The organism is Mycolicibacterium parafortuitum (assembly GCF_002086815.1).
GTDB classification, from domain to species: Bacteria; Actinomycetota; Actinomycetes; order Mycobacteriales; family Mycobacteriaceae; genus Mycobacterium; species Mycobacterium parafortuitum.
The window spans coordinates 34,289-54,137 of record NZ_MVID01000036.1 but is presented as its reverse complement, the minus strand read 5'-3'; the positions used below and the strand labels follow the sequence as shown (position 1 = coordinate 54,137).

The 19,849-nt window shown below is 68.5% G+C and carries 18 protein-coding genes and 1 tRNA gene; 12 read left to right on the top strand and 7 right to left on the bottom strand.

Features of this window, described 5'->3' with window-relative positions:
* Positions 1–62: 62 nt before the first annotated feature.
* The 3 genes from rpsA to coaE all read left to right on the top strand — a co-directional run bounded on the left by rpsA (position 63) and on the right by coaE (position 4,129).
* Positions 63–1,517, top strand: coding sequence for a 30S ribosomal protein S1 (rpsA, locus tag BST38_RS26660; protein WP_083146535.1), 1,455 nt, complete (start codon positions 63–65; stop codon positions 1,515–1,517).
* A gap of 115 nt (positions 1,518–1,632) precedes the next feature.
* Positions 1,633–2,859 (top strand): zinc metallochaperone AztD, encoded by a 1,227-nt coding sequence (gene aztD, locus BST38_RS26655; protein ID WP_083146534.1) that lies wholly within the window; start codon positions 1,633–1,635, stop codon positions 2,857–2,859.
* A 25-nt stretch (positions 2,860–2,884) separates the two neighbouring features.
* The gene (gene coaE, locus BST38_RS26650) at positions 2,885–4,129 is read left to right on the top strand and encodes a dephospho-CoA kinase (protein WP_083146533.1); all 1,245 of its coding nucleotides are present in this window, start codon (positions 2,885–2,887) and stop codon (positions 4,127–4,129) included.
* On the opposite strand, the gene BST38_RS26645 is transcribed toward coaE, so the two are convergent.
* Together BST38_RS26645 and BST38_RS26640 are read right to left on the bottom strand one after the other, a co-directional pair.
* Positions 4,105–4,647 (bottom strand): hypothetical protein, encoded by a 543-nt coding sequence (locus BST38_RS26645; protein ID WP_083146532.1) that lies wholly within the window; start codon positions 4,645–4,647, stop codon positions 4,105–4,107. The two genes, coaE and BST38_RS26645, sit on opposite strands and share 25 nt — an antisense overlap.
* Positions 4,648–4,677: 30 nt before the next feature.
* Positions 4,678–5,181: a ribonuclease FAU-1 family protein gene (locus BST38_RS26640; RefSeq protein ID WP_083146547.1), complete on the bottom strand. Its 504-nt coding sequence runs from the start codon at positions 5,179–5,181 to the stop codon at positions 4,678–4,680.
* A 155-nt stretch (positions 5,182–5,336) separates the two neighbouring features.
* Here BST38_RS26640 and uvrB point away from each other — a divergent pair, with 155 nt between their 5' ends.
* From uvrB to BST38_RS26605, 7 genes are all read left to right on the top strand, one after another.
* Positions 5,337–7,496, top strand: a complete 2,160-nt coding sequence (uvrB, locus tag BST38_RS26635; protein WP_083146531.1) for an excinuclease ABC subunit UvrB — start codon at positions 5,337–5,339, stop codon at positions 7,494–7,496.
* A gap of 39 nt (positions 7,497–7,535) precedes the next feature.
* Entirely contained in the window at positions 7,536–8,957 is a 1,422-nt protein-coding gene (locus BST38_RS26630) for an MFS transporter (protein WP_083146530.1), read from the top strand.
* Positions 8,958–9,017: 60 nt separating this feature from the next.
* Positions 9,018–9,088 (top strand) — tRNA-Cys (locus tag BST38_RS26625).
* A gap of 108 nt (positions 9,089–9,196) precedes the next feature.
* Positions 9,197–9,523 (top strand): DMT family transporter, encoded by a 327-nt coding sequence (locus tag BST38_RS26620; protein ID WP_083146529.1) that lies wholly within the window; start codon positions 9,197–9,199, stop codon positions 9,521–9,523.
* A complete protein-coding gene (locus tag BST38_RS26615) occupies positions 9,520–9,843 on the top strand; it encodes a DMT family transporter (RefSeq protein ID WP_083146528.1) in 324 nt (107 codons plus the stop codon). Before BST38_RS26620 ends, BST38_RS26615 begins: the two co-directional genes overlap by 4 nt.
* Before the next feature lie 175 nt (positions 9,844–10,018).
* Positions 10,019–10,657, top strand: a complete 639-nt coding sequence (locus BST38_RS26610; RefSeq protein ID WP_232079764.1) for a cutinase family protein — start codon at positions 10,019–10,021, stop codon at positions 10,655–10,657.
* A gap of 621 nt (positions 10,658–11,278) precedes the next feature.
* Positions 11,279–11,722: a universal stress protein gene (locus BST38_RS26605; RefSeq protein WP_083146526.1), complete on the top strand. Its 444-nt coding sequence runs from the start codon at positions 11,279–11,281 to the stop codon at positions 11,720–11,722.
* Positions 11,723–11,825: 103 nt separating this feature from the next.
* On the opposite strand, the gene BST38_RS26600 is transcribed toward BST38_RS26605, so the two are convergent.
* Together BST38_RS26600 and BST38_RS26595 are read right to left on the bottom strand one after the other, a co-directional pair.
* Positions 11,826–12,728 carry a fructose bisphosphate aldolase gene (locus BST38_RS26600; protein ID WP_083146525.1) on the bottom strand — a complete coding sequence of 301 codons (903 nt, stop codon included), beginning with the start codon at positions 12,726–12,728 and terminating at the stop codon, positions 11,826–11,828.
* A 35-nt stretch (positions 12,729–12,763) separates the two neighbouring features.
* A complete protein-coding gene (locus BST38_RS26595; protein WP_083146524.1) occupies positions 12,764–13,441 on the bottom strand; it encodes an MBL fold metallo-hydrolase in 678 nt (225 codons plus the stop codon).
* A gap of 162 nt (positions 13,442–13,603) precedes the next feature.
* Here BST38_RS26595 and uvrA point away from each other — a divergent pair, with 162 nt between their 5' ends.
* Together uvrA and BST38_RS26585 are read left to right on the top strand one after the other, a co-directional pair.
* Positions 13,604–16,513: an excinuclease ABC subunit UvrA gene (gene uvrA, locus BST38_RS26590; RefSeq protein ID WP_083146523.1), complete on the top strand. Its 2,910-nt coding sequence runs from the start codon at positions 13,604–13,606 to the stop codon at positions 16,511–16,513.
* Between the two features lie 3 nt (positions 16,514–16,516).
* The gene (locus BST38_RS26585) at positions 16,517–17,023 is read left to right on the top strand and encodes a GNAT family N-acetyltransferase (protein WP_083146522.1); all 507 of its coding nucleotides are present in this window, start codon (positions 16,517–16,519) and stop codon (positions 17,021–17,023) included.
* On the opposite strand, the gene BST38_RS26580 is transcribed toward BST38_RS26585, so the two are convergent.
* Genes BST38_RS26580 through BST38_RS26570 form a run of 3 tightly spaced genes read right to left on the bottom strand, consistent with a single transcriptional unit; the run spans position 17,020 to position 19,823 of the window.
* Positions 17,020–18,198, bottom strand: a complete 1,179-nt coding sequence (locus BST38_RS26580) for a winged helix DNA-binding domain-containing protein (protein ID WP_083146521.1) — start codon at positions 18,196–18,198, stop codon at positions 17,020–17,022. The two genes, BST38_RS26585 and BST38_RS26580, sit on opposite strands and share 4 nt — an antisense overlap.
* A 56-nt stretch (positions 18,199–18,254) precedes the next feature.
* Entirely contained in the window at positions 18,255–18,512 is a 258-nt protein-coding gene (locus BST38_RS26575; RefSeq protein ID WP_083146520.1) for a hypothetical protein, read from the bottom strand.
* 9 nt (positions 18,513–18,521) lie between these two features.
* A complete protein-coding gene (locus BST38_RS26570) occupies positions 18,522–19,823 on the bottom strand; it encodes an alpha/beta hydrolase (protein ID WP_083146546.1) in 1,302 nt (433 codons plus the stop codon).
* Positions 19,824–19,849 lie beyond the last annotated feature (26 nt).

The following is a 19,849-nucleotide window of genomic DNA, read 5'->3' as shown; positions in this document are numbered from 1 at the left end:
CTCAGGTGCCAAAAATCACAAAACTGTCCCTACGATAAAACCTGTCCGGAGCAACCCACCACATGCCAAGTCCCTCCGTCACGTCCCCGCAAGTTGCCGTCAACGACATCGGCTCCGCGGAAGACTTCCTCGCCGCCATCGACAAGACCATCAAGTACTTCAACGATGGCGACATCGTCGAAGGGACCATCGTCAAGGTGGACCGCGACGAAGTCCTGCTCGATATCGGCTACAAGACCGAAGGTGTCATCCCTTCGCGCGAACTCTCCATCAAGCACGACGTCGACCCCAATGAGGTCGTTTCCGTGGGCGATGAGGTCGAGGCCCTCGTTCTCACCAAAGAGGACAAAGAAGGCCGTCTGATCCTGTCCAAGAAGCGCGCTCAGTACGAGCGGGCCTGGGGCACCATCGAAGAGCTCAAGGAGAAGGACGAGGCCGTCAAGGGCACCGTCATCGAGGTCGTCAAGGGCGGCCTGATCCTCGACATCGGCCTGCGCGGCTTCCTGCCCGCATCGCTGGTCGAGATGCGTCGCGTCCGCGATCTGCAGCCGTACATCGGCAAGGAGATCGAGGCCAAGATCATCGAGCTCGACAAGAACCGCAACAACGTGGTGCTCTCGCGCCGCGCCTGGCTGGAGCAGACGCAGTCCGAGGTGCGCAGCGAGTTCCTCAACCAGCTCACCAAGGGCGCCATCCGCAAGGGTGTCGTGTCCTCGATCGTCAACTTCGGCGCCTTCGTCGATCTCGGCGGCGTCGACGGCCTGGTGCACGTCTCCGAGCTGTCGTGGAAGCACATCGACCACCCGTCCGAGGTCGTCCAGGTCGGCGACGAGGTCACCGTCGAGGTGCTCGACGTCGACATGGACCGCGAGCGGGTTTCGCTGTCGCTCAAGGCGACTCAGGAAGATCCGTGGCGCCACTTCGCGCGTACCCACGCGATCGGCCAGATCGTCCCGGGCAAGGTCACCAAGCTCGTCCCGTTCGGCGCGTTCGTGCGTGTCGAGGAGGGCATCGAGGGCCTGGTGCACATCTCGGAGCTGTCCGAGCGCCACGTCGAGGTCCCGGACCAGGTGGTCCAGGTCGGCGACGACGCGATGGTCAAGGTCATCGACATCGACCTGGAGCGTCGCCGGATCTCGCTGAGCCTCAAGCAGGCCAACGAGGACTACTCCGACGAGTTCGAGGCCTGGAAGTACGGCATGGCCGACAGCTACGACGACCAGGGCAACTACATCTTCCCCGAGGGCTTCGACGCCGAGACCAACGAATGGCTCGAAGGCTTCGAGAAGCAGCGTGACGAGTGGGAGGCGCGCTACGCCGAGGCCGAGCGCCGCCACAAGATGCACACTGCGCAGATGGAGAAGTTCGCCAAGGCTGAGGCCGAAGCGGTCGCCGAGGCCGCGACGCGGCCGACCAGCAGCAGCAGCTCGTCCCGCTCCGAGGAGTCGGCGGGCGGATCGCTGGCCAGCGATGCGCAGCTGGCTGCTCTGCGGGAGAAGCTCGCAGGCAACGCCTAAGCACGAATACCGATCGATGGCCCGGCTCGCAGAGCCGGGCCATCGTCGTTTTCCGGCGACATGTGCACGTATCGCTTTTTGACAATGATTTTCATTAAGCGGTTGGATCGTGGCCATGATGACCTCTCGCCTCCTCGCGCTGCTGTCCGTCGTCGCCTTCGGGGCCGGGTGCACCGCGGCGCCCGACAGTCCCGCCCCACCCGGCCCGAGTGCGCCGAGTGCGCCGAGTGCGCCGACCGAGGAATCGTCCGCGACGCCACGGCTGGCGCTCAGCTACGACGGGGGCGTCCTGGTCCTCGACGCCCGGACGTTGAACCAGGTCGCCGACATCCCGATCGACGGCTTCGTGCGGCTGAACAGCGCGGGCAACGGCCGCCACGTGCTGGTCTCGCAGGGCGACGGATTCGCGGTACTCGACATGGGCACCTGGACCGACACCCACGGTGACCACGGACACCACTACACCGCGGCGCCCGCGATGACCGAGATGCGGTTCGGCGGGCAGGAACCCGGGCACGTCGTCGCCCACGACGACCGGCTGACCCTGTTCAGCGACGGCACCGGGACGGTCGACGTCGTGGACCCGGGTGAGCTGCTCCACGGTCACGCGACAGCGGACACCGTGGTGACGACCGCGCCGCACCACGGTGTGGCGGTCGCGCGTGCCGACGGCAGCGTCGTCGTCAGCGTCGGCGACGAGCAGGGGCGCAGCGGCCTGGAGATCCTGGATGCGGCAGGGACGCGGATCGCCGTGAGCGACCGGTGCCCGAACCTGCACGGCGAAGCCGCCGCGTCCGGTGGCGCGCTGACGTTCGGCTGCGAGGACGGCGTGCTGATCGTGCGGGGCAACACCATCGAGAAGCTCACGAGCCCGGACCCGTACGGGCGGATCGGGAACCAGGCCGGCAGCGCGGCCTCCCCGGTCGTCCTCGGCGACTACAAGACCGACCCGGACGCGGAAATCGAACGGCCCCAGCGGATCACGCTGATCGACACGGCCACGGGCGCACTGCGGGTGGTCCCGCTGCAGGCGAGCTACAGCTTCCGCTCGCTGGACCGCGGACCCGGCGGCGAAGCCGTCGTCCTGGGCACCGACGGAGCCCTGCACGTGTTCGATCCCGTCAGCGCCCGGCGCATCGCGCACTATCCCGCCATCGGCGCGTGGACGGAACCACGGCAGTGGCAGGCGCCGATGCCGAATCTGCACGTGCAGGACGGCGTCGCCTACGTCAGCGACCCCGCCACGCAGCGTGTCGTGGCGATCGGTCTCGCCGACGGTGCGGTGGTCGCCGAGGCTACCGTCGGCCGGCCCACGATCGAGCTGACGGGCGTCGAAGGATGAGCGGCGGGCCTGACACACTGGTGCGGTGCTGCGCATTGGATTGACCGGAGGTATCGGGGCGGGCAAGTCGACGGTGTCGGCCACCTTCAGCGACCTGGGAGCCGTCGTCGTCGACGGCGACGTGATCGCCCGCGAGGTCGTCGAGCCCGGAACGCCGGGCCTGGCCAAGCTCGTCGATGCGTTCGGCGACGAGATCCTGCTCCCCGACGGCGCGCTGAACCGCCCGGCGCTGGCGGCGATCGCGTTCAGCGACGACGAGAAGCGGGCCACGTTGAACGGGATCGTGCATCCCCTTGTGGCGCACCGGCGTTCGGAGCTGATCGCTGCGGCCCACGATGACGCCGTGATCGTCGAGGACATCCCGCTGCTGGTGGAATCGCAGATGGCGCCGATGTTCCCGCTCGTGATCATCGTGCACGCGGACGCGGAGCTGCGGGTCCGGCGACTCATCGAATACCGCAACTTCTCCGAGGAGGACGCGCGGGCGCGCATCGCCGCGCAGGCCACCGAGGAGCAGCGGCGCGCGGTCGCCGATGTGTGGCTGGACAATTCCGGAAGCGCCGGCGAGCTCGTCGAGAAGGCCAGGGCGCTGTGGCACGAGCGGATCCAGCCGTTCGCGCACAACCTGAAAGCGGGACAGCCGGCCCCCGCGAAGCCGCACATCGTCCCCCCCGATCCGCAGTGGGCCGCGCAGGCGCAGCGCATCCTGGCCCGGCTGCGCACCGCGTGCGGTCACCGCGCGGTGCGCGTCGACCACATCGGCTCCACCGCGGTGCCGGACCTGGACGCCAAGGACGTCATCGACATCCAGGTCACCGTTGCGTCCCTGCAGGTCGCCGACGAACTGGCCGACGCGATGTCGGCCGCCGGATACGTCCAGGTACCGATCACCGCCGACGTCGCCAAACCGGACGCCCGCAGCACCGTCGCCGGGTTCGACCACGTCACCGATGATTCACACTGGCAGAAGCGGCTGTTCTGCTCGGCCGACCCGGGTCGGCCGACCAACGTGCACGTGCGGGTGGACGGCTGGCCGGGTCAGCAGTTCGCGCTGCTGTTCGTCGACTGGGTGACCGCCAACCCCGAGGTACGCGCCGAATATCTCGCCCTCAAGCGCCGGGTGTCGGCTCAGGAGCACGCGACGACGGGCGCCTATGCCGACGCCAAGGAACCGTGGTTCCTCGACGCCTATCGCAGGGCGTGGGAATGGGCCGACACCACGGGATGGCGTCCCGGCGGTCCGGCTCAGGCAGGTGGCGGAGCCGGCTGATCGGGCGGCCCCGCGTCCGGGGACGGCGCGGCGGGATCGCCGGCCACGGGCACCGCAATACCCGTCGGGCTGACCGGCGCCTCGCAGGTCAGCGCACCGTAGTCCGGATCGTCACGCTGGGGCAGCACCCGTGGTGCGATGAAGTCGTCGGCCTGGGCGACCAACTGGTCGTCGACCAGGATCTCGCAGTGCAGGTTGGCCGAGTACGGCCATTCGATCGACACCCGCATGTTCGCGACCTGGGACTCCGGGAGCACCGCCATCGCCTCGAAGACCCGGCCCGGCACCATCGTCGGATTCGCGGCCTGGATCTTGTCGCCCTCGGTCCGGTAGGTGATCGACGCGCCGCGGGAGACTCCGTCGACCCGGGCGCGGTAGGTGATGTTGCGCAGGATCTCGGGGGTCTGTGCCTCGATCTGGGGCTGCGGCTCGGGCTGCGCCGGCGCCGGGGCGGGGAAGGCCAGCACGCCCGCGGTCGCCAGGATGGCAGCTCCGGCCGCCGCGCGTGCGGCACGCATACGTCTCCTCGGACTCACAGCAGGAGTCTATTAGTCCCGCCACGTGAGGAACATGCCGTTCGCGCCAAGCCAACGATGCAGGTCGTAGTCGTGCCGGGCCAGCGCCTCGACCGTCGAGACGGCGACGCGGACGGCCCGCTCACCCGCCTCGGGTGACAACCTCCCGGCCGCGACCGCGGCGAGCAGTTCGTCGACGTCGACGATCCGCACGTCCCGCCCGGTGCGCAGCACCAGGTCCAGGTAGTGGTCCACGCCCACCCAACGGTCGCCGTCGCGGGTGTATTCGCCGACGTCGAGGTAGAAGTCCTGGTCCTTTTCGTGGCCCGGGTTGAAATGGAACACCGTCACCCGTAACCCCAACGACGGCAGCACCCACGACTCCAGGTAGTGGAACTGCGCGCGGCCGGGAGCCGGCCGCGCCATGTAGAGGCCCCAGGGCTGTTCGGTGTACGTCTCGACGTCGCGGACGATGCCCTTCGGGTCGGTGTTGGTGCGGGCCCGGACGTCGAACACCTCGCGCTTGGGGGCGTGCACCGTCACGGCCTCCACTTCCTCAGGCCGGCGAGCATCAGCACCAGGCTCAGCGGACGGAGTGCGATCCGCAGCGGTTCGGGCACGGCGTCACGGTAACCTGCCTGGTCGCCCCGGCGGGGAATGAACATGTCGGCGGGCGCGCTTAACCTGGGAACATGGCTTTCGCTACCGAACATCCTGTGCTCGCGCATTCGGAGTACCGCCCCGTCGACGAGGTGGTCCGCAGTGGCGCGCGCTTCGAGGTGGTCAGTGAGTACGAGCCCGCCGGTGACCAGCCCGCCGCCATCGACGAGCTGGAGCGCCGGATCCGCGCGGGCGAGAAGGATGTGGTGCTGCTTGGCGCGACCGGAACGGGCAAGTCGGCGACCACCGCGTGGCTGATCGAACGGCTGCAGCGGCCGACGCTGGTGATGGCGCCGAACAAGACCCTGGCCGCGCAGCTGGCGAACGAGCTGCGGGAGATGTTGCCCAACAACGCGGTCGAATACTTCGTCTCGTACTACGACTACTACCAACCCGAGGCGTACATCGCCCAGACCGACACCTACATCGAGAAGGACAGCTCGATCAACGACGACGTCGAGCGGCTCCGGCACTCGGCCACGTCGAATCTGCTGTCCCGGCGCGACGTGGTGGTGGTCGCATCCGTGTCGTGCATCTACGGCCTGGGCACGCCGCAGTCGTACATGGACCGCTCCGTCGAGCTGAAGGTCGGCGACGAGGTGCCCAGGGACTCGCTGCTGAGGCTGCTGGTCGACGTGCAGTACACCCGCAATGACATGTCCTTCACGCGCGGGACGTTCCGGGTGCGCGGCGACACGGTCGAGATCATCCCGTCGTACGAGGAGCTCGCGGTGCGCATCGAGTACTTCGGTGACGAGATCGAGGCCCTGTACTACATGCACCCGCTGACCGGCGACGTGATCCGGAAGGTGGACTCGCTGCGGGTCTTCCCGGCCACCCACTACGTCGCCGGACCGGAGCGCATGGCGCAGGCCATCTCCTCCATCGAGGCCGAACTCGAGGAGCGCCTCGCCGAACTGGAGGGTCAGGGCAAGCTGCTGGAGGCGCAGCGGCTGCGGATGCGCACCAACTACGACATCGAGATGATGCGCCAGGTCGGATTCTGCTCCGGCATCGAGAACTACTCGCGGCACATCGACGGACGGCCCGCGGGTTCGGCGCCCGCCACCCTGCTCGATTATTTCCCCGAGGACTTCCTGCTCGTCATCGACGAGTCGCACGTCACCGTGCCCCAGATCGGCGGCATGTACGAGGGCGACATGTCCCGCAAACGCAACCTGGTCGACTTCGGCTTCCGGCTGCCGTCCGCGGTCGACAACCGACCGCTGACGTGGGAGGAGTTCGCCGACCGGATCGGCCAGACGGTGTACCTGTCGGCGACGCCGGGCAACTTCGAGCTGGCCCAGACCGGCGGCGAGTTCGTCGAGCAGGTGATCCGCCCGACCGGCCTGGTGGATCCGCAGGTCATCGTCAAGCCGACGAAGGGCCAGATCGACGATCTGATCGCCGAGATCCGCAAACGCACCGAACGCGACGAGCGGGTGCTGGTGACGACGCTGACCAAGAAGATGGCCGAGGATCTCACCGATTACCTGCTCGAGATGGGCATCAGGGTCCGGTATCTGCACTCCGAGGTCGACACGCTGCGCCGCGTCGAGCTGCTGCGCCAGCTGCGGCTCGGTGAGTACGACGTGCTCGTCGGCATCAACCTGCTGCGTGAGGGTCTCGACCTTCCCGAGGTGTCGCTGGTCGCGATCCTCGACGCCGACAAGGAAGGGTTCCTGCGCTCGCCGCGCAGCCTGATCCAGACCATCGGCCGCGCGGCCCGCAACGTGTCCGGCGAGGTGCACATGTACGCCGACAAGATCACCGACTCGATGAAGCAGGCCATCGACGAGACCGAACGCCGGCGCGACAAGCAGATCGCCTACAACAAAGAACACGGCATCGACCCGCAACCGTTGCGCAAGAAGATCGCCGACATCCTCGACCAGGTGTACCGGGAGGCCGACGACACCGAAGCCGTCGAGGTCGGCGGGTCCGGGCGCAACGCGTCCCGGGGCCGGCGCGCCCAGGGCGAGCCGGGCCGCGCCGTCAGCGCCGGGGTGTTCGAGGGCCGCGACACGTCGAACATGCCGCGCGCTGAACTGGCCGACCTGATCAAGGATCTGACCGACCAGATGATGGCGGCCGCCCGCGATCTGCAGTTCGAGTTGGCCGCTCGCATCCGCGACGAGATCCAGGATCTGAAGAAGGAATTGCGCGGCATGGACGCCGCCGGTCTGAAATAGCTTGATCTCAACCGCCGTTGAGGTCCTACGGTCGACGCCGTGACCCACACCGGAACAAACAGCAGGACCGTCGCCTCGGGCGGTTGGCGGGAACTGCTCGGACCCAGGAACCTCGGTGCGTCGCTGGTGCTGGCCGGCGGTGTCGCGCTGTACGCGACCAACGAGTTCCTGACGATCAGCCTGATGCCCAGCGCCGTCGCCGACATCGGCGGTCAGCGCTTCTACGCGTGGGTGACGACGGTGTATCTGGTCGGCTCGGTGATGGCCGCGACCACCGTGCATGCGGTGCTGATGCGGCTCGGGCCGCGGCTGGCGTACCTGCTCGGCCTCACCGTGTTCGGACTGGGCAGCCTGGGGTGTGCGGTGGCGCCCAGCATGGAGGTGCTGCTGGTGGGTCGGACGGTGCAGGGCGCCGCGGGCGGCATGCTGGCCGGTCTGGGATACGCGGTGATCAATACGGCGCTGCCGAGCGTGCTGTGGACCAAGGCGTCGGCGCTGGTGTCGGCGATGTGGGGGGTGGGCACGCTGGTCGGCCCGGCCGCCGGTGGGCTGTTCGCCCAATACGGTTCGTGGCGTTGGGCTTTCGGAGTGCTGGTGGTGATGACCACGGCGATGTCGGTGCTCGTGCCGATCGCGCTCCCGGCCCGCGGTGACACCGGGGGAGCGGTGCCTACCGCCCGGGTGCGCATTCCGGTCTGGTCGCTGCTGCTGCTTGGCGCGGCGGCGCTGCTGGTCAGCATCGCCGGTATCCCGCGCGACCTTCGGGTCACCGCGGTGCTGGTCGCCGTCGGAGCCGGGCTTGTCGCGGTGTTCGTGGTCGTGGACCGGCGCATGAGTGCGTCGGTGCTGCCGCCGAGTGCGTTCGGTCCGGGTCCGCTGAAGTGGATCTACCTGACGCTGGGCGCGTTGATGGCCGCGACGATGGTGGACATGTACGTGCCGCTCTACGGCCAGCGGCTCGCCCACCTGACGCCGGTCGCGGCGGGGTTCCTCGGCGCCGGCCTGGCGATCGGCTGGACGGTGGGGGAGATCAGCAGCGCGTCGCTGAACCGGCCCCGGGTGATCGTGCGAACCGTGGCGGTGGCGCCGCTGGTGATGGCCACGGGGCTGGCCATCGGTGCGCTGACGTTGCACGAGGACGCGTCGGCCTTACGGGTGGCGGTGTGGGCGATCGGCCTGGTGATCACCGGAGCCGGAATCGGCATCGCGTGGCCGCATCTGTCGGCGTGGGCGATGAGCAAGGTGGACGATCCGGCGGAGGGCCCCGCGGCTGCCGCGGCGATCAACACGGTGCAGGTGATCTGCGCGGCCCTCGGTGCCGCGCTTGCCGGGGTCATCGTCAACGTCGCCGACCGCGGCGACGCCGGCGGGGCGCGGTGGCTGTTCGCCTGCTTTGCGGTGCTGGCCGCGCTGGCGGTGATCGCCTCCACCCGCAGCGGCCGGCCTGCGCCGGCCGGGTAACGATCACGCCGATCGGAAACCTGTTCGCGGCGTTGGGGACCTGGCAACCTCAGGTGCAGTGCGGGTGTGGCCGAGTGGCTAGGCACCGGCCTGCAAAGCCGTTTACGCGGGTTCGAATCCCGCCACTCGCTCGCACGACACCGGACGGTAAAGTGTGCCGGTGCCAACTGAAGTCCGGCCCCGCCGGTGACGAAACTCGAACGGCCGCGCGTCGTTTCAGGTGCGCGAGGGTTGCCGCGGTGACCTGGCTGCTGCTCGGTCTGGCGATCTGCAGTGAGGTCGCGGCGACGCTGTCGTTGAAGGGTTCGGCGACCGTTCCCGCGCTGTACGCCGTGGTGGTGTTCGGTTATCTCGCATCGTTCGTGCTGCTGGCGCTCGTGCTGCGCCGTGGCATGGCCCTCGGTGTGGCATACGGGATTTGGGGTGCCGCCGGGGTGGCGCTGACCGCGGTGCTGTCCGCGATCGTGTTCGGCGAGGCGCTGACCGCGGTGATGGTCCTCGGGCTGGCCTGCATCATCGGCGGCGTCGTCCTGGTGGAGAACGGCTCTCGCGTGGACCACGAATGATCGGCTACCTCCTCCTCGTCGCGGCCATCGTCAGCGAGGTCGCCGGAACCTTGGCGCTGAGGGTGGCCGCCCGCGGAGGCGTCTCCTTCTACGCCGTGGTCGTCGTCGGTTACATGCTGGCGTTCACCCTGTTGTGGGGCACGCTGCGACACGGAATTCCACTGGGCGTCGCGTACGGCATCTGGGCCGCCGCCGGAGTGGCCCTGACGGCGGTGATGTCGCGGGTGCTGTTCGGCGAGCCGCTGACCCGGACGATGCTGGGCGGAATCGCGTTGATCGCCGTCGGCGTGCTGCTCGTCGAACTCGGCGCCAACCATTGATTTGTGAAGGAGTCGGCGGATTATCCACATGCCGGCGGTGTCGGACACCGGCGATCCGACACGGATTCGCAACCGTTGGATCACCATTGGATCGCGGGACGGTTCAGATTTGCTGAAATTGTGACAGCGTTGTCAGGTGCTCGCACGCCAGGTTGCCCGTCTCCTCGGTGTAGCGGTGGTGACAGCGTGGGCCCTGTCGTTCGCCACCGTCCGTGCTCCCGTTGCTGAAGCCGCATCCTGCCCGGATGTCGAGGTGGTCTTCGCGCGGGGCACCGCCGACAAACCTGGCATCGGCTTCACCGGGCGGCAGTTCGTCACCGCGCTGAAGAAGCGCCTGCCCGGCAAGACGGTGTCGGTGTACGCCGTCAACTATCCGGCGAGCTGGAACTTCCCGAAGTCCACCAGTCAGGGCGCCGTCGACGCGAACAAGCACGTCCAGTACGTCGCCGCGATCTGCCCGAAGACGAAGATCGTGCTCGGCGGAATGTCCCAGGGCGCCGGGGTGATCGACCTGATCACGATCGGCAACCGGGTCATCTGGTTCTTCAAGCCCGCGCCGCTGCCGGACACCATGGTCAATCATGTTGCGGCGATTGCGGTGTTCGGCAATCCGTCGCGCGATGTGTCGACCCTGGGGCCGCTGACGAAGATCAGCCCGCTGTACGGTTCCAGGACCATCGACCTGTGTGCCCCGGGCGATCCGTACTGCTCGTCGGGTAACAACTTCTTCGCCCACTTCGCGTATCCGTGGAACGGCATGGTCAACGAGGCGGCGACGTATGTCGCCGGGCGGGTGCTCGGCACCCAGAGCTGACTGTAGACCTCCTCTGGGGCAACACTTCTCGGCGTCTCCGTCGAACCCACCCCGGGGATGCTCTGCCTGGCGATGATGCCGCGATTGGGGCGTCGCCTGCCATACCCGCCACAGATTCCTTGCTGCAGAACCTGTTTCCGCCGCGCCACCGGAGGAACCGCGGTCCGCCCCGCCGGTCGCCGGAGAGGCACCGGTCCTCGGACTCGCATCCGGCCGTCCGGGTCCGGTCGTGCCTGTCGCGGGGGTCACCGCCGATTCCCGCTGTCCCGTCCGGTGACGCGCCGGCCGGTGTGCCGTTGCCTGCCCGCGACCCTGCCGATGCCGACGATGGCCGCCACGCCCGACGAACACGCGGTTGCCGTCGCACGGCCGGAAGATCTCGGCGAGGCCATGTGATCCGTGGCTCGGCCGTCGCCAACGGCGAGCCAGTTTTCTTGCCGCAGCATCACTTTGCGCCGTCGTGTACCCGGCGTCACGTCCGTGCGATCGAGTGATCTTGATCGTGGTTCAGCACACGGATCCTGGGTAAAAGCCTTCGATGTGTGGTGAATCGCACCCATGTTCGGCGCTGAGCGGGTTACTGTCTCCGTTGGCGTTGCAACCGACACTGGGAGGATATTGATGACCGGCTATCAGACGGTGGTGGTTGGTACAGACGGATCTGATTCGTCGTTGCGTGCCGTGGACCGCGCCGGTCAGATCGCGGCAGGCGCGAACGCGAGGCTCGTCGTCGCGACGGCCTACTTCCCGCAGAACGAGGATGCGCGCGCGGCCGACGTCCTCAAGGACGAGGGCTACAAGATGTCCGGCAACGCGCCGATCTACGCGATCCTGCGTGAGGCGCGGGACCGGGCCAAGGCCGCCGGAGCCCAGAACATCGAGGAGAAGGCTGTTGTCGGGGCACCCGTCGACGCGCTAGTCGAACTGGCCGAAGAGGTCAAGGCGGACCTGCTCGTCGTCGGCAACGTCGGCTTGAGCACGATCGCCGGACGCCTGCTCGGATCGGTGCCCGCGAATGTGGCACGGCGGTCCAAGACCGACGTGCTCATCGTGCACACCTCCTGACAGGGCACAACACGCGAAAAACCCTGGGCCGGCCGCAGCCGACCCAGGGTTTTCGCATGTCAGCGCCCCTGTGTCAGGAGGCCCCGGATCAGGAGGCCCCGGATCAGGAAGCGGAGGCCTTCGCGATCGCGGTGATCGCGGCGTCCAGCGCGGCGTCGAACTCGTCGTCGCTCTGCTGGGCGGTCAGGCCCTCCGTCAGCGCCCGCGAGAAGCTGGCGATGACACCCTGGTTGGCGGCGAGCTTGTCGCACGCCTGCTCGCGGTTGTAGCCACCGGACAGCGCCACCACCCGCAGCACCTTCGGATGCTCGACGAGCTCGCGATAGTGGTTGTCGACGTCGGGCAGCGTGAGCTTGAGCATCACGGCCTGGTCGTCGGCGAGACCGTCCAGTTCCTTGAGGATCGCGGCCTTGAGCTGATCCTCGGCCTTGGCCTTCTCGGGGCTGTGGATGTCGACCTCGGGCTCGATGATCGGCACCAGGCCGGCGGCCAGGATCTGCTTGCCGACCTCGAACTGCTGGGCGACGACCTCGTCGAGACCGGCGCCGGGCAGCTTGACGACCGAGCGCATCTTGGTGCCGAACACACCCTTGTCCTTGGCGCGCGCCAGCAGATCGTCGAGGCCGGGAATCGGCTTCATGACCTGGGCGCCGTCCTTCTCCTCGGCAAGGCCCTTGTCCACCTTCAGGAACGGCACGATCTGCTTGACGTTCCACAGGTAGTCCGCGGTGTCGCGGCCCTCGATCTGGCGGTCCATCGTGTCCTCGAAGAGGATCGCCCCGAGGATGCGCTCGCCGTCGAAGCTCGGGCTGGTGATGATGCGAGTGCGCATCTGATGCACCATGTCGAACATCGCCGCGTCGTCGACTTCACCAGCGTCGCTGGAGTACGCGTCCTCGGCGATCCCGTAGAGCTTCAGCGCCTTGGGCGTGCTTCCCCCGCTCTGGTCCAGCGCGGCAATGAAGCCGGCGCCACTGCGCGCCTTGTTGTACTGATCGCTGCTCATGATCCCTTTCCTGATTTCTTTCGATTAACGGCGGGTCACCAACCGCGCTCGCGCCATTCGCCGAGATGCGGGCGTTCGGTCCCGAGCGTCGTATCGTCGCCGTGCCCTGGATACACGACGGTTGAATCGGAGAAGACGTCGAACACCCGGCTGGTCACGTCGCCGAGGAGTTGTTCGAAGTCTCCTTCCTTCCAGGTCTTGCCGACGCCGCCGGGAAACAGGCAGTCGCCGGTGAACAGGTGCACCCGGTCGTCGGTGGCCGGGCCGCGCAGCGCCAGGGCGACCGAGCCGGGGGTGTGGCCGCGCAGGTGGATCACGTCGAAGGTCAGCTCACCGATGGTGACCGTGTCACCGCCGGCCAGCAGCCGGTCCGGAGTCACGGGCAGTGCCCCGGCGTCGAGGCTGTGGGCGGCGGTCGGCGCGCCGGTCGAGGCGGCCACCTCCTGGAGCGCCAGCCAGTGGTCCTGGTGCTGGTGACTGGTCACGATCAGCGACAGCGTCGGCGCGTAACGCTCGATCAGCTCGAGCAGGAGCGCCGCATCGTTGGCGGCGTCGATGAGTAGCGTCTCGCCGGTCTGGGAACACGTGACGAGGTAGGCGTTGTTGTCCATCGGGCCCACCGACACCTTGACGATCGAGGCGCCGGGCAGCACCCGGCGGGCCGCTTTCCGCGGCTCGACGTGGCCGGTGTAGTTGTCGTCGGCGGTGGTCATGGTCACTCACGTTACTTCCCTGCTCGCGCGCGTCGGCGAGGCCTGGGAGAAACCTGTGGCCAATCTCGGGAGGGGACTTGTCGGTGGTCGGACCTAGCATGGGTCTGTACTGCGCCCACCGCACGGAATGTGGGCTGAGTTTGCAAACCAGAAAGGGCATCGGTGGCTGACCGCCTAGTTGTCAAAGGTGCCCGGGAGCACAATCTTCGTGGCGTCGACCTGGAACTGCCGCGTGACGCGATGATCGTGTTCACCGGGCTGTCGGGCTCCGGGAAATCGTCGCTGGCATTCGACACCATCTTCGCCGAGGGGCAGCGCCGCTACGTCGAGTCGCTGTCGGCGTACGCCCGGCAGTTCCTCGGCCAGATGGACAAACCCGACGTCGACTTCATCGAGGGCCTCTCGCCCGCGGTGTCGATCGACCAGAAGTCCACCAACCGCAACCCGCGCTCGACCGTCGGCACCATCACCGAGGTGTACGACTACCTGCGTCTGCTCTACGCGCGCGCGGGCACCCCACACTGCCCGGTGTGCGGTGAGCGCATCGCCCGGCAGACCCCGCAGCAGATCGTCGACCAGGTCCTCGCGATGGACGAGGGCCTGCGCTTCCAGGTCCTGGCCCCGGTCGTGCGCACCCGCAAGGGCGAGTTCGTCGACCTGTTCGACAAGCTGAACACCCAGGGCTACAGCCGGGTGCGGGTGGACGGAGTGGTGCATTCGCTGACCGATCCGCCGAAGCTGAAGAAGCAGGAGAAGCACGACATCGAGGTCGTCGTCGACCGGTTGACGGTCAAGGCGTCGTCCAAGCAGCGCCTCACCGACTCGATCGAGACCGCGCTGAACCTCGCCGACGGCATCGTGGTGCTGGAGTTCGTCGATCGTGAGGACGACCATCCGCACCGCGAGCAGCGCTTCTCCGAGAAGCTGGCCTGCCCCAACGGGCACCCGCTGGCCGTCGACGACCTGGAGCCGCGGTCGTTCTCGTTCAACTCGCCCTACGGCGCCTGCCCGGAATGCCTGGGTCTGGGCATCCGCAAGGAGGTCGATCCCGACCTGGTCGTCCCCGACCCCGACCTGACGCTGGCCGAGGGCGCCGTCGCGCCGTGGTCGATGGGAAACACCGCCGAATACTTCACCCGGATGCTGTCCGGTCTCGGCGATCAGCTCGGGTTCGACGTCAACACCCCGTGGAAGAAGCTGCCGGCGAAGGCCCGCAGGGCGATCCTGGAGGGCTGCGACGAGCAGGTGCACGTCCGGTACAAGAACCGGTACGGCCGCACCCGGTCCTACTACGCCGACTTCGAGGGCGTGATGGCGTTCCTGCAGCGCCGCATGGAGCAGACCGATTCCGAGCAGACCAAGGAACGCCTCGAAGGGTTCATGCGCGACGTGCCGTGCCCGGAGTGCGACGGCACCCGTCTGAAGCCGGAGATCCTCGCGGTGACGATGTCGGCGGGCAACTTCGGTGCGAAGTCGATCGCCGAGGTCGCCGAACTGTCCATCGCGCAGTGCGCCGAGTTCCTCAACGCGTTGACCCTGGGGACCCGCGAGGCCGCGATCGCCGGCCAGGTGCTCAAGGAGATCCAGTCGCGGCTGGGGTTCCTGCTCGACGTCGGGCTCGACTATCTGTCCCTGTCCCGCGCCGCGGGCACCCTCTCCGGCGGCGAGGCGCAACGCATCCGGCTCGCCACCCAGATCGGTTCGGGTCTGGTCGGTGTGCTCTACGTGCTCGACGAACCGTCCATCGGTCTGCACCAGCGCGACAACCGCCGCCTGATCGACACCCTGGTGCGGCTGCGCGACCTCGGCAACACGCTGATCGTCGTCGAGCACGACCTCGACACCATCGCCCACGCCGACTGGGTCGTCGACATCGGCCCGGCCGCGGGGGAGCACGGCGGCCAGATCGTGCACAGCGGCACCTACGTCGACCTGCTGAAGAACCCGGAGTCGATCACCGGCGCCTACCTGTCCGGCAAGGAGCAGATCGAGATCCCGGAGCTGCGCCGCGTCGTCGACAAGAAACGCCAGCTGACGGTCGTCGGTGCGCGCGAGCACAATCTGCGCGACATCGACGTGTCGTTCCCGCTCGGTGTGTTGACCTCGGTGACCGGGGTGTCCGGCTCGGGTAAGTCCACGCTGGTCAACGACATCCTGGCCACGGTGCTGGCCAACAAGCTCAACGGTGCGCGGCTGGTGCCGGGCCGGCACACCCGCATCAACGGGCTCGACCATCTCGACAAGCTCGTCCGTGTCGACCAGTCGCCGATCGGGCGCACCCCGCGCTCCAATCCCGCGACCTACACCGGGGTGTTCGACAAGATCCGGACGTTGTTCGCGGCCACCACCGAGGCCAAGGTCCGCGGATACCAGCCGGGCCGGTTCTCGTTCAACGTCAAGGGCGGCCGCTGCGAGGCGTGCTCCGGCGACGGCACCATCAAGATCGAGATGAACTTCCTGCCCGACGTGTACGTGCCGTGCGAGGTGTGCCACGGCGCCCGCTACAACCGCGAGACGCTCGAAGTGCACTACAAGGGCAAGACCATCGCCGAAGTGCTCGACATGTCGATCGAGGAGGCGGCCGAGTTCTTCGCGCCGATCAGCTCGATCCACCGCTACCTGAAGACCCTCGTCGACGTCGGTCTCGGGTACGTGCGGCTGGGGCAGCCCGCCCCGACGCTGTCCGGCGGTGAGGCCCAGCGCGTCAAGCTCGCCTCGGAACTGCAGAAGCGTTCCACCGGCCGGACGATCTACATCCTGGACGAGCCGACCACCGGTCTGCACTTCGAGGACATCCGCAAGCTGCTCACGGTGATCAACGGCCTTGTCGACAAAGGCAATTCGGTGATCGTCATCGAACACAACCTGGATGTCATCAAGACCTCGGACTGGATCATCGACATGGGTCCCGAGGGTGGGTCCGGCGGCGGAACCGTCGTCGCGACGGGCACGCCCGAAGACGTCGCGGCCAACCCGGACAGCTACACCGGCCACTTCCTGGCCGAGATCCTCGACGTCGACCGGCCCAAGCCCAAGCCCAAGGCGCGCAGCCGGCGCAAGGTCAGCGCCTGAGCGATGGCCGACCCCGTGACCGTGCGGGCCGCCACCCCGGACGACGCCGACGCGATCTGTGCGATCTACGCGCACTACGTGACGTCGGGCGTCGCGACGTTCGAGGTCGAACCGCCGACGCGCGACGAGATACTGCGGCGGATCGACGCCGTGACCGCGGCCGGATTGCCCTACCTGGTGGCCACCCTCGACGGTGCGGTGGCCGGCTACGCGTACTGCGCGCCGTGGAAGACCCGGCCGGCCTACCGGTTCACCGTGGAGGACTCGGTCTACGTCGCACCTGACGCCCTCGGCCGCGGTGTCGGCGGCGCGCTGCTCGACGGGCTGATCGCGTGGTGCGGCCAGGTCGGGGTGCGCCAGATGATCGCGGTGGTGGTCGACGCCGACGCCGACGGCTCGTTGACACTGCACCGGCGGCGCGGCTTCACCGACGCGGGCCGTCTGGTGCGGGTCGGCTTCAAGCACGACCGGTGGCTGGACACCATCCTGCTGCAGAAGAGTTTCGACTAGCACTTGCTCAGCGGTGACGGGAACCGCGGGCTGACCCGCACCCCGCCCAGCCACGCCGTGAGCTCCGCGGCGCGCGCCTTCAGCTCCCGCCCGGCCGCCCCGCCCACCTTCTCCAGCAGCAGCAACTCCACGTGCCCGTCGGCGTCCTGACGCCACGCCCCGACAACCCTGCCGTCCACCCACACGGTCGGGCCCGCATTGCCGTTGCGGTCGAACACCTGGGACCGGTGCGCACCCAGGTACCAGTCCCGGTCGAACCACCCCATCACGGTCACATCCAGACCGGGCAGCAGTGCGCACCACGGTTCGACGGCCGGTTCCGCGGTGTCGTCGCCGGGCAGGACGTACCCGGGGCTGCCGTCACGGCTGTCCGCCAACTCGACCTCGACCGCCCCGACCTCGGCGAGGGCCTGGCGCGCCCAGCCGAGGGTGGTCCCGAACCACCATTTGAGGTCGGTGACGGTCGCCGGACCGAACGCGTACAGCCACCGCCGGACCAACGCCGCGCGGGCGTCGTCCGGACCCGTCGGTTCGGTGCCGGGCAGCCACTGGTCGGCCGCCGCCCACAGCGGGCGCGATGCCGTCCATCCGCCGTCGTTGGGGCCGCGCACGATCCGGCCGCGCGCCGACAGCACGGTCAACACCCGGGGTGCGAGGTGGCCCTGCCCGCCGTAGGACTTGCCGGGGGCCGGATCGTAGGTCCCGGTCAGCTCCGGCAGCGCCTCCCGCAGGTCCCGCGCCGAGCACGGCCCGTGGTCGCGCAGGTGGCGCTCGACCGCAGCGCACGCGGTCTCCAGCCACACGTGCCCGTCGGCGGCGACCCCGGCCCGCGCCACGTCGGCGGCCAGCCTGCGCGTCTCGTTGGCCGCGACCCGGTCGGCGGCCGTGGACTGGATCGCGGCCAGGTCGTCGCGGTGCACCAGCCACAGCGTGCGCCGCATCGCGAGCTGCTTGACCACCGAACGCCGTTGGTAGAGTTCGGAGTTCAGATCGGCGGTGGTGAACCCGGGCAGCCGCGCCCACAGTGACAGGTACGGCGTCGACGGGTCGGTGGCGTGCAGCCCGACCAGTCCCGCCGTGACGGCACCGATCGACGCGGCGGGGTCCGCGCCGGGCGCCAGGTGGTGACGTCTGGCCAGCCGGGCACGCCGCTCGTCGGTGGAGAAGGACCGCACAGACCCCATGGACGCAGAACGTACCGGGTCACCCCGACAGCCCCGCCGAAGAGCGACTACTGACCGGTCTCGGGCTTCTGGGTCATCGACTCGCGGATCTGGGCCAGGCGTTCGGCGGCGGCGCGTTGTCGCGCGTCGTACTGCTCCTCGATCGTGCGGCCCTCGACGGTCTCGGCGTCGAGTTCGGCCGCACCGATCGAGGTCGTGTAGCGCGTCTCGATCTTCTCGCGCACCGAGTCGAACGTCGGGACGCCGTCGGCGGTGTACCCGGTGTCGACCGGCGCGGAGGGCTCGGCGGTGGGTTCGTCCGGCATGGCCCCACGTTACCCGCGCAGCGTCGGCGGGAAGCCGATCCGGGGAACGCCGGGGGTGCCGATCGAACCTGCGAGCCACGGCAACGCGGTCGCGAACGCGTTGGACGCGAACGGCCAGTCGTGGTTGCCGGGCTGGCGCACGACCGCACATCCGATCCCCGTGCGGGCACCCAGGCCGCACAGCTGGTCGGCGGCGCGGGCCTGATCGTTGGGTCCACGATCGCCTGCGGCCGTGTTGACCGCGAACCAGCCCGTCAGTCCCCAGTAGGGGCCGTGTGCGGTCATCACCGCGCTCGGATCGAACGCCACGTACGCCGCGCTGTTGCCGCCGAAAAGCCGCTGCACGGTTTCGTTCTGGTTGCCCGAATTGGGTGCGGCGTCACCGGCGATGTCGACGAACGCGCCGAACAGGTCTGGATGCATGACCCCGAGGTCGACGGCGCAGGTGCCACCCATCGACCAGCCCACCACACCCCAGCCCGCCGGGCGCGTGCTCACGCCGTAGTGCGATTCGATATACGGCACAACGTCTTTGACGAGATGATCGGCGGAGTTCCCGCGCGGGCCGTTCACGCACTCGGTGTCGTTGTTGAACGTGCCGCCCGGGTCGGCGAACACGAACACCGGTGCGTAGCCGCCGTGCGCGGCGGCGAAGTCGTCGAGGATCTTGATCGCCCCGCCCGCGCGCAGCCAGTCGGCGGGGGTGTTGAACTCGCCGCCGATCATCATCACCGCGGGCAGTGCCGGCGGCGGGTCGGCGGCGAACCAGGCCGGCGGCAGATACACGAACTCCTGCCGGTGTTTGAAACCCGATGCGGTGTCCGGGATGTCGACCGGGACCACACTGCCCTTGATCGGCACCGCGTGCCGCTTCTGCATCGACGCGACCGCGACCGGATCGGTCTGGTCGGGAACGGGTCCCGCGGTGAGCTGGTCCCAGGCCGTGGCGGCGGTGGGGAAGTAGCCCACCCACAGGTTCAGCGACAGCGCCGCGGCCAGCACGCACAACGGCACGGCCAGCATCGACACCGCCCGCAATCCCCACCGGGCGCCCCGCCAGCCGGACAACAGAATCCCGACGGCCAACCCCGACAACGCGATCCACAGCCACAGGGTGACCGGTGCCGGATTGCTGTCGTCGGCGATGCCCGCGGACTCGATGTAGGCGTAGACCGCCGCGGCCAGGCATGCCCCGATCAACGCCGACCAGGGCAGCCACACCCTGCGCCAGCGCCCTGCCCGCCGGCCCACCGCGAGCACCACGGCCAGCCCGGCGAGGACCTGCACGGTCATCGGCAGCCACCCGTGCATCAACGAGACATGCGTCACGGGGTCCA